15 protein-coding genes are annotated in these 14,819 nt (G+C 62.0%); 6 read left to right on the top strand and 9 right to left on the bottom strand.

Features of this window, described 5'->3' with window-relative positions; translation table 11 throughout:
• Positions 1-12: 12 nt before the first annotated feature.
• The gene (locus tag ACFX4T_RS17090; RefSeq protein WP_377652833.1) at positions 13-1,434 is read right to left on the bottom strand and encodes a Gfo/Idh/MocA family protein; all 1,422 of its coding nucleotides are present in this window, start codon (positions 1,432-1,434) and stop codon (positions 13-15) included.
• 178 nt (positions 1,435-1,612) lie between these two features.
• Between ACFX4T_RS17090 and ACFX4T_RS17085 the strand changes: the two genes are divergently transcribed.
• Positions 1,613-2,641 (top strand): LacI family DNA-binding transcriptional regulator, encoded by a 1,029-nt coding sequence (locus ACFX4T_RS17085; protein ID WP_377652831.1) that lies wholly within the window; start codon positions 1,613-1,615, stop codon positions 2,639-2,641.
• Between the two features lie 70 nt (positions 2,642-2,711).
• On the opposite strand, the gene ACFX4T_RS17080 is transcribed toward ACFX4T_RS17085, so the two are convergent.
• The gene (locus ACFX4T_RS17080; protein WP_223946831.1) at positions 2,712-3,410 is read right to left on the bottom strand and encodes a FadR/GntR family transcriptional regulator; all 699 of its coding nucleotides are present in this window, start codon (positions 3,408-3,410) and stop codon (positions 2,712-2,714) included.
• 91 nt (positions 3,411-3,501) lie between these two features.
• Here ACFX4T_RS17080 and ACFX4T_RS17075 point away from each other — a divergent pair, with 91 nt between their 5' ends.
• A complete protein-coding gene (locus ACFX4T_RS17075) occupies positions 3,502-4,833 on the top strand; it encodes an alpha-hydroxy-acid oxidizing protein (RefSeq protein ID WP_377652829.1) in 1,332 nt (443 codons plus the stop codon).
• A gap of 75 nt (positions 4,834-4,908) precedes the next feature.
• Here ACFX4T_RS17075 and gdhA read toward each other — a convergent pair whose 3' ends face one another.
• Both gdhA and ACFX4T_RS17065 read right to left on the bottom strand, forming a co-directional pair.
• The gene (gdhA, locus tag ACFX4T_RS17070) at positions 4,909-6,246 is read right to left on the bottom strand and encodes an NADP-specific glutamate dehydrogenase (RefSeq protein WP_377652827.1); all 1,338 of its coding nucleotides are present in this window, start codon (positions 6,244-6,246) and stop codon (positions 4,909-4,911) included.
• 218 nt (positions 6,247-6,464) lie between these two features.
• Positions 6,465-7,043, bottom strand: a complete 579-nt coding sequence (locus ACFX4T_RS17065) for an ArsR/SmtB family transcription factor (RefSeq protein ID WP_377652825.1) — start codon at positions 7,041-7,043, stop codon at positions 6,465-6,467.
• 156 nt (positions 7,044-7,199) lie between these two features.
• On the opposite strand from ACFX4T_RS17065, the gene ACFX4T_RS17060 reads away from it, so the two are divergent.
• Positions 7,200-7,676 (top strand): hypothetical protein, encoded by a 477-nt coding sequence (locus ACFX4T_RS17060; RefSeq protein WP_216927045.1) that lies wholly within the window; start codon positions 7,200-7,202, stop codon positions 7,674-7,676.
• Positions 7,677-7,694: 18 nt separating this feature from the next.
• Here ACFX4T_RS17060 and ACFX4T_RS17055 read toward each other — a convergent pair whose 3' ends face one another.
• On the bottom strand, positions 7,695-8,843 hold the full coding sequence (locus ACFX4T_RS17055) for an acetoin utilization protein AcuC (protein ID WP_377652823.1): 1,149 nt from the start codon (positions 8,841-8,843) through the stop codon (positions 7,695-7,697).
• Here ACFX4T_RS17055 and ACFX4T_RS17050 point away from each other — a divergent pair.
• From ACFX4T_RS17050 to ACFX4T_RS17040, 3 genes are read left to right on the top strand one after another with little or no spacing between them, the layout of a single operon-like run.
• Entirely contained in the window at positions 8,842-8,982 is a 141-nt protein-coding gene (locus ACFX4T_RS17050; RefSeq protein WP_377652821.1) for a hypothetical protein, read from the top strand. The genes ACFX4T_RS17055 and ACFX4T_RS17050 overlap by 2 nt on opposite strands.
• Positions 8,983-9,025: 43 nt before the next feature.
• Positions 9,026-10,459, top strand: coding sequence for a TrkH family potassium uptake protein (locus tag ACFX4T_RS17045; RefSeq protein ID WP_216927043.1), 1,434 nt, complete (start codon positions 9,026-9,028; stop codon positions 10,457-10,459).
• Positions 10,460-10,499: 40 nt separating this feature from the next.
• Positions 10,500-11,138, top strand: coding sequence for a potassium channel family protein (locus ACFX4T_RS17040; protein ID WP_377652913.1), 639 nt, complete (start codon positions 10,500-10,502; stop codon positions 11,136-11,138).
• A 72-nt stretch (positions 11,139-11,210) separates the two neighbouring features.
• On the opposite strand, the gene proC is transcribed toward ACFX4T_RS17040, so the two are convergent.
• From proC to ACFX4T_RS17020, 4 genes are all read right to left on the bottom strand, one after another.
• The gene (gene proC / locus ACFX4T_RS17035) at positions 11,211-12,041 is read right to left on the bottom strand and encodes a pyrroline-5-carboxylate reductase (protein WP_377652819.1); all 831 of its coding nucleotides are present in this window, start codon (positions 12,039-12,041) and stop codon (positions 11,211-11,213) included.
• Between the two features lie 239 nt (positions 12,042-12,280).
• Entirely contained in the window at positions 12,281-13,114 is an 834-nt protein-coding gene (locus ACFX4T_RS17030; protein ID WP_377652817.1) for a sugar phosphate isomerase/epimerase family protein, read from the bottom strand.
• 1 nt (position 13,115) lies between these two features.
• Positions 13,116-14,237: a Ppx/GppA phosphatase family protein gene (locus tag ACFX4T_RS17025; protein ID WP_377652815.1), complete on the bottom strand. Its 1,122-nt coding sequence runs from the start codon at positions 14,235-14,237 to the stop codon at positions 13,116-13,118.
• An 89-nt stretch (positions 14,238-14,326) separates the two neighbouring features.
• Complete coding sequence (locus tag ACFX4T_RS17020; RefSeq protein WP_216927039.1) at positions 14,327-14,761, bottom strand: SseB family protein; 435 nt, start codon at positions 14,759-14,761, stop codon at positions 14,327-14,329.
• Between the last annotated feature and the right edge of the window lie 58 nt (positions 14,762-14,819).

Below are 14,819 nucleotides of genomic sequence, written 5' to 3'. Positions count from 1 at the left end.
AGTGGTGGGCCGCTACGCCTGGCCGCGGCTGAGATCGACGCCGAGGCCAAGTTCACTGATGCGGACAGGGAATCCGGTGTCCAGGGAGTGGTTGCCGGCGATGCCGACTGAGACGGAACGGAGGCCGTCGATGTACCCCGACGGGCGGCCCAATGGGTCTACGCCCGGGCCGTTGAAGAGGTCTGAGAGCAGCAGGTTGTCGCCGCCTCCGTGGCCCCCCTCACCGTTGACGATCGGGACCTCGTAGGCCGCCTCCCAGTGGCGCTGGACCACCAGGCGCTCCCCGTTTCGTCGAACAGCGTCTTCTTCCTCGATGGGCGTTGCGCTGGGATCCACCACAGTCTTCTTATCCGTGCTGAATTGGACCGCTGCGCGTTCAACCACTTCGAGTTCGGCTCGGCCCTCCGTACCGTTGACGCTGACCCTGTAGCCCTCCCACGGGCTGTGGGCGTTCAGCGAGTAACTCAGCGTGGGACCGCCCTGGTAGTCCACCACGAGGGCCAGGTTGTCCTCGATCGTGATGCCTTCAGTGAAGACGTCCTGGTCCCTGAGGTAGCCGTCGAACTTTTCATTGTCGTAGTACAGGGCCTTCAGGCGTTCGTCTTCCCGCATGTCCAGGCGGAACGGATCACGCGCCAAGCCATCAACCGTGCCGCGTTCGGGACGGGCGCCCAGACCGCGCTCGGCAGCATTCTTGTCGCCATAAAAGCGGAGCCCTCCGGAGGCGAAAACGCGCTCGGGGACGTCATTGATCCACCAGTTGACGAGGTCGAAGTGGTGCGAGGCCTTGTGGATGAGCAGGCCACCGGAGTTCTTCTTCTCACGATGCCAGCGGCGGAAGTAGTCTGCGCCGTGCACGGTGTCCAGCACCCAGGTGAAGTCGATGGACGTGACCTTGCCGATCACGCCGTTCTGGATGATCTCCTTAAGCGCGGTGTTGCGCGGCGAGTAACGGTAATTGAAGGTGACTACGACGTTCCGTCCGGTTTCTGCCACGGCGTTGGTAATGCGGCGGCAGCCCTCAACATCGATGGTCAGGGGCTTTTCAACCACGACGTCGGCGCCCGCCTCGAGTGCCTCGACGATGTAGTCCGCGTGGGTGTAGTCGGGCGTTGTGACGATGACGCGCTCGATGCCGTTGGCCTGGATAAAATCTGTGAGCTTCGCTGGCTCAAAGGATGCCACTGGCCCCGGGCCGCCCAAATCCTTGATGAGTTCCTGGTAAAACTCCACGCGTCCTTGGTTCACGTCGGACAAAGCGACGAGGTCAGCTACGTCGGCGTGTTGTCCATAGATTGCGCGAATGTACATTTCCGAGCGGCCCCCGGTCCCGATGAGGGCAATGCGGGTCCGATGAGGGTCAGTGCCTCCGGCGGCGGATCCGGAAGTGTCCGCCGCCGTTGAATGGGTCCTGGCGGTGTCAACGTTGACCATGGGAATGCCCCTTTCAAAAGGCAGGAGTGAACCGCTTGACGGCCCGGCGTGATCTGGGAAGAATCATGAGAAAGCGTTTTCTCAGAGCGTTATAAGCTTTGTATCAAGACTCTGGCGGTTCCGTCAACCATTGCCCCACGCCGGGGCAGCACGCGGACAGCCAACCGGAAGGGGCAACATGGCACGGAGGAACACCAATCGGCGGGTTGGCATTGCCGATGTCGCGGAGAAAGCAGGCGTCTCGCACGCCACAGTGTCCCGCGTCATGAACGGTAACGCCGCCGTGGATCCCGGCATCGCTGCCCGCGTCAGGGCTGCAGCTTCCGAACTCAAGTACCAGCCGAATCCCGTTGGACGAAGCCTGGCCTTGGGCAAGACAGACACCATCGGCATCGTTGTCCCGGACTTGGCCAACCCCACCTTCCAGGCCATCCTTCGCGGACTCAGCATTGCGGCGTCCCAGGACGGGTATCGCGTCCTGATCGCAGATTCATCCGAGGTAACCAGCGAGGAAGCAATCCTCGCCGGAGAAGCCCGTCGCCGCTGCGATGGAGTGGTGCTCTGCGCACCCCGAATGGGCGATGCCGAACTTGAAGAGCTGGCACCTACCCTGCATCCGCTGGTACTCATCAACCGCACCACGGTGGCCACCAACACCCCAAGCCTTAGCGTGGACTACGGCCAAGGCATCCAGGAACTCGCCCAGCACCTGGTGGGCCTGGGTCACCGGCGGCTGGCCTTCCTTTCCGGCCCGGAGCACAGTGCATCCAACCGGCAGCGCTTGGTGGGCCTGGAGAAATTCCGGAAGGAGCACCCGGAGATTGAGCTCCAAATGCTCCATGGCGGCTCCAACTTCGACTCCGGACATGAATCCACAGAGGCCATCATCGCCAGTGGCGCAACGGGCATCCTGGCCTTCAATGACCTCGTGGCCATGGGTTTGCTAAGCGGCCTGCACGAGCACGGATTACGGGTTCCGGAGGACATTTCAGTGACGGGGTTCGACGACATCCCTTTCGCCAAGTACACCACTCCCCCGCTGACCACCGCCGCTGTTCCCATCAATGAACTCGGGAGCCTGGCCTGGCGCAGGATGCGCGAGCAGATCCAGCAAGCGGGGGAACCCACCACGCAAGCGCAAGACGAGTTCTCGCCGCGGATGGAAATCCGGAAGAGCACCGCGGCGCCGGCCCTGAAGCCCGCCTAGAAATGCAACGCGGGGTCATTTACGGCCCATCCGGAAGGCCATCATGGGCCGTAAGTGACCCCGCGTTGCTCTATCTTCCAGAAGCCTGCGAGCCCACTCCGGCCTCTTTGTAGAAGCCCTGGATGTGGGCTGCCACAAGATCTGCCGCCCGGCCGCCGTCGTCCGCGTTGACGGCTGCAAGAATCGCTCGGTGTTCCGCTCGAAGCCTGTCCGACGTGGCCTTCCAATCAGGTAGGTTTCCGGTGAGTTTCCCGGCGTAATTTTCAATTGCACCCCGCAATGACGCCATCATGGCACTGACCACTGTATTGCCGGCAGCCTGTGCCAGCGCCACATGGAACCGGGCATCAAGCGCCAGGAACGTCTCGATGTCCGGGCTGTCGTCCATTTGCTCGAGCAGCGCCGCCGCCTCATCAAGGGCCGGGGCGCCAACCTTGGCCCGGGCAGCCGCCCAGGATTCGAGCAACACCCGTGTCTCCACGATGTCGGCCACGGGAAGATGGCGGGTTGCCACGTGGAGGCGCAACGTAGAGCCCAGCGCAGAGCCAGGCTCGGCGATCACTACAGTTCCCGCGTCCTTGCCCGAGCCAACTCCCGCGCGCACAACACCCATTGCTTCAAGGATCCGCACTGCCTCCCGCACAGACGTCCTCGATACCTGGAGCTGTTCGGCCATGGCCCGCTCTCCGGGGAGGCGTCCGCCGAGGGCGAGGTCGCCGTCGGATAGCTGCTTTTCTATCCACTGCAGGACTAGTTCGTGGGTACGCATACGGGAATACTAGTTGATGTGGTCCAACCACATGGCTTACAGTGTGGTTAGACCACAGTGGTAGGACCACAGAATTTCAAGGGAGAACCGCATGACCGACACCCTCGATCCGAAGATCACCGCCGCCCCCGCCAATGCTGGCAGCGACGAAACCGTCAGCCGGCCGCCGCAGCCGACGCCCGCCGTCGTGCAACCTCCGGCACTGAAGCGGCGCATACCCAAAGTTGCCGATCTGGCTCCTTTGATGCAGTTCAAGAAGCCCGAATTCAGCAAAGCCGCCCGCCTCAAACGGGCGAGCACCATCTGGGAACTGCGCGACATCGCGAAGCGTCGCACCCCACAAGCACCTTTCGACTACACGGACGGCGCCGCGGAGGAAGAAATCACGCTGCGCAGGGCACGCCAGGCGTTCCAGGACATCGAATTCCGCCCCGGGATCCTTCGCGATGTTTCCAGGATTGACCTCCGCACCGACATTTTGGGGAAGGAATCGCGCCTCCCCTTCGGCATCGCGCCCACCGGATTCACCCGCATGATGCAGTCCGAAGGTGAATACGCTGGCTCGCAGGCCGCAGAAGCTGCCGGCATCCCCTACACGCTTTCCACGATGGGCACAGCATCGATCGAAGACGTCGCAACGGCTGCTCCGAACGGCCGCAACTGGTTCCAGCTGTACTTGTGGACAGACCGTGACCGTTCCCTCGAATTGATCGAGCGGGCCGCCAAAGCAGGCAACGATACCCTCATGGTGACCGTGGATACCGCCGTAGCGGGGGCTCGTTTGAGGGATGTCCGCAACGGCATGACCATCCCGCCGGCCCTGACGCTCAAGACGGTCCTGGATGCGTCCTACCGACCCGCCTGGTGGTTCAACTTCCTGACCCACGAGCCGCTGACGTTCGCCTCGCTCTCGCGCTACACCGGAACCGTGGCGGACCTCATCAACTCAATGTTCGATCCCACCCTGACCTATGAGGACCTGGACTGGCTGCGCGAAACCTGGAAGGGCAAGCTCGTGGTCAAGGGCATCCAGACCGTTGAGGACGCCCGTAAAGTGGTGGACCACGGCGCTGACGGCATAGTCCTGTCCAACCATGGCGGCCGCCAACTGGACCGTGCACCCATCCCGTTCCGCCTGCTTCCCGAGGTCACTTCGGCGCTGAAGGCTGACAACAGCAAGGCTGCCGTCATGCTGGACACAGGCATCATGAGCGGCGCCGACATCGTGGCAGCCCTGGCTTTGGGGGCGGACTTTGCCTTGATCGGCCGGGCTTACCTCTACGGCCTCATGGCCGGCGGACGCGAAGGCGTGGACCGCACTATCCAGATCCTCGAGAAGGACATGACCCGCACCATGGCCCTCCTGGGCGTCAGCAAGGTATCGGACCTGAACCCGGATCACGTGCGGCTGCTCCAGCGCTAACCCATGTAGGTAGCAATAGTGCGCGTTTTGAACGTTCAAAACGCGCACTACTGCGACTCAGTTGGGTAATGGACGCTAGATCAGGCCCTGAGCCAGCATTGCGTCGGCTACCTTTACGAAACCGCCGATATTGGCGCCCACCACATAGTTGCCGGGCGAACCATATTCTTCGGCGGTTGCTGCGCAGCGGTCGTGGATGCCCACCATGATCTCGGTAAGCCGTTGTTCCGTGTGCTCGAATGACCACGAATCACGGCTGGCGTTCTGCTGCATTTCCAACGCGGATGTAGCAACACCTCCGGCGTTGGCGGCTTTACCCGGACCGAACAGAACGCCCGCCTCCTGGAACACTGCCACTGCCGAGCGCGTGGAGGGCATGTTGGCTCCCTCGGCCACCGCGATCAGGCCGTTGCTGACCAACTTCGCGGCAGCATCGCCATCGAGCTCGTTTTGGGTGGCGCAAGGCAGTGCGACCGTGCCGTTCACGTCCCACACCGAGCCACCCGCTACGTAGCTGGATCCAGGCCGTCGAAGCGCGTATTCAGTAAGCCGGGCGCGCTCCACTTCCTTGATCCGGCGCAGGAGCTCGACGTCGATTCCCGCCTCGTCCACGATGTAACCGGCGGAGTCGGAGCAGGCCACCACCGTGGCACCGAGAGACTGCGCTTTGGCAATCGCATTGATGGCCACATTTCCGGAACCGGACACCACAACGCGCTGGCCGTCAAAGGAAGCGCCACGGCTCTTGAGCATCTCCTGGGCAAAGATCACCGTGCCGTAGCCGGTGGCTTCCGGACGAACCAATGAGCCGCCCCAGGATATCCCCTTGCCGGTGAGGACACCGGATTCGTAACGGTTGGTGATGCGCTTGTACTGGCCGAAGAGAAAGCCGATTTCGCGTCCGCCCACGCCAATATCGCCGGCAGGGACGTCGGTGTACTCACCGATATGACGGTATAGCTCAGTCATGAACGACTGGCAGAACCGCATGATTTCGGCATCCGAGCGTCCGCGCGGATCGAAGTCGGAACCGCCCTTGCCACCGCCGATCGGCATGCCTGTGAGGGCATTCTTGAAGATCTGCTCAAAGCCGAGAAACTTGACGATGCCCAGATAGACGGAAGGGTGGAACCGCAGCCCACCTTTGTAGGGACCAAGCGCCGAGTTGAACTCCACCCGAAAACCGCGGTTTACGTGGACGCGGCCAGAGTCGTCGGTCCACGGTACGCGGAAGATGATCTGCCGCTCGGGTTCGCAGAGACGCTCCAGCACGGCACCCTCCAGAAATTCCGGATGCCGGTCGTGAACGGGCCCCAGGCTTTCGAAAACCTCGGTGACAGCCTGGTGGAACTCCTTCTCGCCGGGATTCCGCGCCAACACGGTGTTCCTGACAGCTTCGAGCCTCGAATCCATGCGTCTTCCTATCCCTCAGTGCGCCGGCCAGCGGCGAGACGATACAGTCCCGCTCATGGTTGCACCAACGGAGGTAGGATCTCCATCCGATGGGATTGTGACCATGGGCCCGGAGTTAACTCAACCGTAGAAAAACCCCGTAAACGCAAGGAACCTTGACCTTAAGGAAGCCTCACAAGGTGTTGAAGATCACGTTAGATTGATCCGGGCGTAGCCCACTAGCGCTTGCGACCGAATTTCGGGAGGTTGGGAAGGTTCGGGAGATTGGCCAGCAGGTCCGCCGCTTTAGTGGCAGCGCGGCCAACAGTCCGGCCAATCTGCTGCGGGACAGTATCGTCCGATGCCAGATCCAACGAGACGGGCATCCCATCTGAGTGGACTTTTACGGCCTTGCTTACGGCCTCGGCACGAGTTGCAACGAGATCCGGCGCAGTCTCGGCGGGTTGCACAACCGACGCTGCGGCGCCCACGCCAACGGGAGCCACCGTTTGCGGCGCTGCTTCCACGGAAGCTGCGACGGCGGCAGTAGCCGAGGGTCCGACGTCGAACGTTTCCAGCCAGGTGGCCACGCCGGCCAGCGGCTTCGGGTTCAGCGCGTAGTAGCGCTTCTGCCCCTGAGCACGCATGCTGACGAGGTCAGCCTCGCGGAGCACCTTCAGATGCTTGGAGATAGTGGGCTGGCTTGCAGCCAGTTCTTCCACCAGTTCGCCTACTGCTTTATCCCCAGAGCGGAGTGAAACCAGGATGTCGCGCCTGGTTGCCTCAGCTATGACGGCAAATACGTCGTCAGTCACCATGCCTCCCACCCTAGCGACATATACGCCAAATGGCATCCCTGTTTCGCGCCGCGACGGCGCTGGATCGTTGACCCTCTCCAGAGCCAATGCTAAAACGGATTCACGGTCCGTCCGGGCTTCGAGGCCCCGGCCGCCAAAAGCACGGGGTGCGGGGCAATGACTGATTTCCTTCGGCGGCAAATCTTCAACATCATCGCCGGTGTGTTCCTTGCCGTATTCGTCTTCGTGTGGAGTGCAGTGCTCCTTCGGGTCGGCACCTGGGTTCCGACAGGTGATCTGACGGCCCCTGAGCTGAACGGAGCCCTGGTTACCGCGGCGGGGGTCCTTGCCACGTCCCTGAGTTCGCTAACGGCGTCCGCACTGGGGTTCACCATTTCGGAGGTTAAGCGGGACAGCGCGAACGCTGGCGAATCCAGTCCCCTTGTCAGCCCGGCGGAGGTTGCCCTGCGGTTATCGGGACGGGTGATCTTTGCCATCATGGTTTACATCACCATGGGCTTGCTGGTCCTGGTGCTCTGGCTGTTCAAGGGCCAAGCGTCCACGGACCTCATCGGAGCATTTGCGTTGTCCTTGCTGGGCTGGCTCGTGGGTGCGGCGGGCGTGGTCTTCCAGACGGAGAAGTCAGAACCATAGGTGGTGGGTCAAGACCGGCTAGTCGAACCAGGGATCCAGCCCGTACAACGGGAAGATCTCCTTGCGCGTGGCAATGACCGTCCGGTCCACCTCGTCCGCGGGGTCGTAGCCAACTTCCCAGGAACGCCACCAGACATCCACGTCATCGCTCATCGACTCCGGAGCCCACACGCCGTAAGCCTCCCTGACATAGTTGCGCCAGGCTTCTGGCACGGGCGTGCTCAACGGCACCGGCCGCTGCGTCACCATTCCGATCAGATGGCTCCAAGCACGTGGCACAACACCCGTAACGTCGTAGCCGCCTCCGCCTGTGGCGACCCACCGGTTATCGCAATACCTCGCGGCGAGGCTGGCGACGGCGCTGGCCGCCTCCCGCTGACCGTCCACGCTGAGGTTGAGGTGCGTCAATGGATCCAGGCGGTGCGAATCACAGCCGTGCTGGCTGACAATCACCTCGGGATTGAAGGCTCCAACCAGCTGCGGTACCACCGCATGAAAGGCGCGAAGCCACGCGGCATCTCCCGTGAACGCCGGTAACGCGACATTGACAGCCGTGCCGTGCGCATCCGGGCCGCCGGTTTCATTGGCGAAACCCGTTCCCGGAAAGAGGGTAAGCCCGGACTCATGCAGGGAAATTGTCATGACGCGGGGGTCATTCCAAAAAATGCTTTGCGTTCCATCGCCGTGGTGGGCGTCGACGTCGATGCTGACTATGCGGCTCACACCGCCGTCCAGAAGCCGCTGGATGGCAATGGCGACGTCGTTGTAGACGCAAAAGCCGCTGGCGCGGTCACGTGCCGCGTGGTGCATTCCACCACTGAAATTTACTGCGCGAATGGCTTTGCCGGACAGGATCGATTCCGCGGCCAACAAAGAACCACCGGCCAGCCGGGCGCTGGCCTCATGCATACCAGCGAAGGCGGGATCGTCTTCAGTTCCCAGTCCGCGGTCTTCTTCGGGTTGGGCCGGGTCCTCGCTGACGCGGCGCACCGCCTCCACATAGTCGGCGCTATGCACTGAGCAAAGTTCGACGTCGGTGGCCACGTCCGGCGACTCCACCGCCACATGGCTGTGGTTGAAAAGACCAAGGGATTCTGCGAGCCTCGCGGTTAACTCCAGCCGCTGCGGGGCCATAGGATGGCTGGGACCAAAGTTGTAAGCAGTCATGGCTGGATCCCACACCACCGTCGTTGGCAGTGCGGATCGCGTAATGCTGGAAGCAGTTGTTGTTCCAAGCCTGGAGTTCATCCAGAACAGGCTACCTGAGGCCGCGGGGCTGTACCGCCCGGTTACGCCGCAGGAATAGTGGTTTACTACTCAGGAAAGCATGTTCAACCGAGGAAGAACCCATGTCTCAAAGCCAGTCGCGCTCCGCGAGCCCGGCCCACTGGCAACCCGGCCAGCAGGAACGTGAAGGTCTGTGGATTTTCACACGTGCGCGCGACTTCATTGACAACATCGCCAACACGTCGCCGGCCCGTCTGGCCTTGGTCGCTTTCGCCTCCGTGATCCTGCTCTTCACAGGCTTGTTGTCCTTGCCGTTCTCCTCGGCTTCGGGCGAACCTACTCCTCTGCACCAGGCCATGTTCACGGCAGTTTCCAGTGTCTGCGTGACGGGCCTGACCGTGGTTTCCACCGCCACCCACTGGTCCTTCCTTGGCCAGCTCATTATTTTGGTGGGCATCTTTGTGGGCGGCCTTGGCACGTTGACCCTGGCTTCACTGTTGGCGCTCATGGTCAGCAAGCGGCTTGGTGTCCGCGGCAAGCTCATCGCCCAGGAGGCCATGAACAACGCCGGCAGACTTGGTGAAGTGGGTACGCTGCTCCGCATCGTCATCGTGACCTCGGTGGTGATCGAGGGCGCACTCGCCTTGGCCCTGATCCCCCGCTTCATGCTTCTCGGCGAGCCATTCTTGCAGTCGGTATGGCACGGGGTCTTCTACTCGATCTCCTCCTTCAACAATGCCGGATTTACGCCGCACTCAGACGGAATCGTCCCCTACGAGACCGACCTCTGGATCCTTATTCCACTCATGCTGGGCGTATTCCTTGGCAGCCTCGGCTTCCCGGTAGTGATGGTTCTGCAACAGAACGGCCTGAACTGGAAGAAGTGGAACCTCCACACCAAGCTCACCATCCAGGTGTCCTTCATCCTGCTCCTGGCCGGCACGGTCCTGTGGGCGCTCATGGAATGGGACAACGTGCGGACAATCGCGCATATGGACCTTGGCGACAAGCTCATCCATTCCCTCTTTGCATCAGTGATGACGCGCTCAGGGGGGTTCAACCTGGTGGACCAAAACCACATGGAATCCACCACCATGCTGCTCACCGACGCCCTCATGTTTGCCGGCGGCGGCTCAGCGTCCACAGCGGGCGGCATCAAGGTGACTACTATCGCGGTCATGTTCCTCGCTATCGTTGCCGAGGCCCGTGGCGATGCCGATGTTAAGGTCTACGGACGCACGATTCCCCAAGGCACCATGCGGGTGGCCATCTCGGTGATTGTTGCCGGTGCCACCCTTGTATCGGTCGCGGCATTCCTGCTGCTCTCCATCAGCGGGGCGACACTGGACAGGGTGCTCTTTGAAACCATCTCCGCCTTCGCCACAGTGGGACTGAGCACCAACCTCAGCGCCGAGCTGCCGCCGTCGGGCGTTTACGTCCTGACCGCACTAATGTTCGCAGGCCGTGTGGGCACCGTAACCCTCGCTGCCGGCTTGGCCCTGCGCCAGCGCAGCCAGCTGTACCACTACCCGGAAGAGAGGCCAATCATTGGCTAGTACCACTGGGGCGGCCAACCGTCCCGCCCACAACGCACCAGTGCTGGTCATTGGCCTTGGCCGATTCGGGTCGGCCACAGCCGAGCAATTGGTCAAGCAGGGCCGGGAAGTCCTGGCGATTGAACGTGACCGCACGCTCGTCCAGAAATGGGCGCCCGTGCTCACCCACGTGGTGGAGGCGGACGCCACCAACATCGATGCCTTGCGCCAGCTGGGGGCCCAGGAATTCAGTTCCGCCGTGGTAGGCGTGGGCACGTCCATCGAGTCCTCGGTGCTCATCACCGTGAACCTGGTGGACCTGGGCATCCAACACCTGTGGGTCAAGGCGATCACCCCATCCCACGGCAAGATCCTCAGCCGGATCGGCGCAAACCACGTGATCTACCCGGAAGCCGACGCAGGCGTGCGTGCCGCGCACCTGGTGTCAGGGCGCATGCTGGACTTCATCGAGTTCGACGACGACTACGCGATCGTGAAGATGTATCCGCCCAAGGAAACTGTTGGCTTCACCCTGGAGGAATCCAAGGTGCGGTCCAAATACGGCGTGACGATCGTCGGCGTGAAGACCCCTGGAGAGGACTTCACGTATGCGCGGCCGGAAACCAAGGTGTCCGGACACGACATGCTGATCGTGTCCGGACACGTCGATCTCTTGGAGCGCTTCGCAGCGCGGCCGTAGGGAGCGGGTGCATTGGGCCCACGACCGCAGGGTTCCCTGGCCGAGCTTGCGAGGCTAGGGAGCGGTTGGGGACTAGCCCAACTGCTTGGTGATCTCGGCCGCGCGCGTAGCAGCCGCACGGGCTCCATCGGCGATGATCCTGGGGATCCCGCCGTCGTCGAATGCTGCGATAGCCCGCTCGGTGGTGCCGTTGGGACTGGTTACGGCAACGCGAAGTGCAGTGGGGTCCGCACCCGGTTCCGCCAGCATGAAACCGGCGCCCGCCACCGTTTCGCGGGCAAGCATGACGGACAGTTCGGCGTCCAGCCCCAGCTCGACACCAGCGGCGGCCATGGCCTCGGCCAAATAGAATGCGTAGGCGGGACCGGATCCACTGATGGCGGACAAGGCGTCCACTTGTTCCTCGGGCACCTCCACAACCTTGCCGGCACCTGCCAGCGCTGCCTTCACCTTCTCCAGCTGTTCCGGCGTGCAGTGCGTCCCGGGCGAGACGGATACGACGCCGCGCCCCAGCTTTGCGGGTGTGTTCGGCATGGTGCGGATCACCGGCTGCCCTTCCGGGAGGGCGGCCTCAATCTGCGCGATGGAAACCGCAGCGGCCACGCTCACAACGACGGTGTCCTTAGCGAGTGCCGGGCTGATTTCGCGTGCAAGTTCTGTGATGCCAACTGGTTTGACGCCAAGGATGACGATGCGGGAACCCTTGGTGGCAAGCTTGTTGTTGTCCGGTTCTTCCTCGCCAGCGATCGCCATAACGCCGTACCGCTGCGCAAGCTCTTCTGCACGCTCGGTACGTCGGACAGTGGCGACGACATCGGATGGGTCGGTCCCGGCGGCAAGGAGACCGGCCAGAATTGCCTCGTTCATGGATCCACAGCCAAGGAATGCGATTCGGTTGCTCATTGCACCATCATGGCAGTTTGCCCACGAGGGGGTCGAACGCTGTCCGGATTCACAGCTTGTTCCCAAGAATATTGCAGGCAGCACCCAACCTTGGTCCGTAACTTAGTAGTTACCTCATTGAGGGTGCGAGTGATGAGGCGGGCATGGGGATGTCCGCCAACAGCACCGGTGGCCGGGGCGGGTTTTCCCCCATTTCCCGATTCGGCCGCCGGTGCTTTCGCATTTAATTGCGTTGGTTTCTAATTATCGTGTGATCGCACCAGCGGGATGCTGAGGTGCTGCCGTGCGAAACGAAGCGTCTCCGCCAACATTTCCTCGCGCTCACCCGCCACTTTGGCCTTGCGGGTTGAAATCTCCGCCACCACAACACCACTGAAGCCGTTGGAAGCAAGGTGTTGGAGGGCGTCCGCGCATTGCTGCGTCCCCGTGCCCGGCACCAAGTGTTCGTCTTTCCCGGAACCTGAACCATCCGTGAGGTGAACGTGGCGGAGTTTGCTGCCCAGTGCCTGGATTGCTTCCAAACTGTTTGCCCCCGCGGTTGCCGCATGCGAGAAGTCCCACGTGACATCGTCGTAATCCTGTCCCAAGGGATCCCAGTGCGGCAGGTAGGCAACAGCCTCCCGTCCACGGACGCGCCACGGGTACATGTTCTCCACCGCGATGTGCACTTGGTACATCGCAGCGATCTCCCGAACACCCGCAGCGAAGTTCTCGGCGTAGTTCGACTGCCAGCGGAACGGCGGATGGACCACCACGGTGTCGCAGCCGACCTCCCTTGCCATCTGGCAGGACTTCTCGATCTTGTTCCATGCAGCTCCCCAGACTTGCTGGGTGAGCAGCAATGTGGGCGCGTGAATGGAGACGATCTGTTGGTGATAACGATGGCTCAGCTGGATGAGGGCGTCAGGATTCTGGCTCACAGCGTTGTTGGTGACCATGACCTCAACGCCTTCATAACCAAGGTCCTGGGCCACCGCGAAAGCATCATGGACGCTCAGCGGATAAACGGACGCGCTGGACAGCGCCACCGGGATGTGGCGGTTATTTGCAACGGGCTCGACGTCGGCGCTCATCTCAGGAAGCCAGCCCGCCTGCCACAGGGGCCGGAATTGGTGCAGGGGCAGGGTTGTTCACCGGCAAGGGGAACTCCTCAAACGTGGATTGGGGCTCGACGTTGTCCGTCTTCTTGTCGCCTTCCTTGACTGCTTTTTTCTTGGACTTGTCCTTCTTGCGCTTTCCGACGTGCGGCGCGGGATCCACGGCATCATCGAAGACCAACTGGTCCAGGCGTCGAAGGATCAGCCCTTCCCGCAAAGCCCACGGACAGATTTCCATCTTAGGGAATTCGAAGAGCTCCAACGCGGCCTCCGCCACCAAAGCCCCGGCCAGCAATTGGCGGGCACGCGCATCTGAAACACCCGGGAGGTATAGGCGGTCCTCAACTTTCATGGCGGATATGCGCTGGGCCCACAGACCAAGATCGGCGGCGTGGAGTTCCCGTTTCACATAGGGACCGGCCCCGCTGGGGGCAGCACCAGCGATCCGCGCAAGGGAGCGGAACGTCTTGGAGGTACCCGCCACCAGGTTGGCCCGGCCGAGCTCGTGAAAATTGCGGACAACAGGTTTGAGCGTCGAGCGGATGTACCGCCTCAACTCCTTGACGCTCTTGGCGCTGGGTGGATCTTCATGGAGCCAATCCCGCGTCAGCCTGCTGGCTCCCAACGGAACGGAGGTAGCCAATTCCGGGAGTTCGTCCGTGCCGTAGGCCATTTCGAAGGATCCTCCTCCAATGTCCAGATCCAGAATCGGGCCGGCACCCCAGCCATACCAACGACGAACGGCAAAGAAGGTCATTGACGCTTCTTCGCTGCCAGTGAGCTCCTGGAGAGTCACCGTGGTCTCGTGTTTGACCCGGGCCAGGACCTCGGCACCGTTGGTTGCCTCACGGATAGCCGAGGTGCAAAACGCGAGCAAATCCTCGGCCTTGTGGCGTGCTGCGAACTCCCATGCCTCCAGGACGAACTCAATCAGCTCAGTCTGGCCAGCATCGTTGATGTTGCCATCACCGTCGAGGTATTGGACCAGGGAAAGTGGCCGTTTGTGGGAGGCAAAAGCCACTGGGCGGGCGCCGGGATGGGCGTCCACGAGCAGCAGGTGGACGGTGTTTGAACCGATATCGAGAACGCCAAGACGCATTCTGCCATTATTCACTGATTCGAAGCCGGGGAAGCAACTTGGCGTCCACGTTTCGCTGACAGGCAGACGTCCCGTGCCCGGGACGCCAGTTATTCCGTTGGCTCCCCTACTTCGTCTGCCCGTTTGAAGTCGCGGCGGATGTTGGCGATCCCCTCAGGATCGATTTCGAAGCCATATTCGCTTCCGGGGTTGATGACCATGCCCAGTTCGTCGCCGATGTTGCCGAGGATCGCCGAGCCCATGGTGCCCAGAATGTGCGGGGCCGCTTCCAGGAAACGCTCGTCCACGCGGCTCGGGTGGCTGAACACAGCCAGAACGGGCTGTCCATCGGCGTTCGAAAGGACCAATGGCTCTACGGCAGAATCCGGTCCGTCCACTGCTTCGGAACTGATGAGGTAGACCTCGTTGTTCAGGAAAGCAAGGATTACGTCTACCGGGTTGGCGTCCGGCTGTTCAGCCAAGGCGAGCTTCGCTTCGAGGTCGTTCAAGGGTCCGTTGTCCGGTGAAGCCGTCTGTTCAGTCATGGTTCTACTCGACCACGATGCCGTCCGGGACGCAATTCGCTTGCTTCCCGGACGGCAC

It is taken from the genome of Paenarthrobacter sp. YIM B13468, assembly GCF_042788025.1.
Lineage (GTDB): Bacteria > Actinomycetota > Actinomycetes > Actinomycetales > Micrococcaceae > Arthrobacter > Arthrobacter aromaticivorans.
Note: the sequence above shows the minus strand (reverse complement) of the source record. Positions and strands in the feature narration are given on the sequence as shown.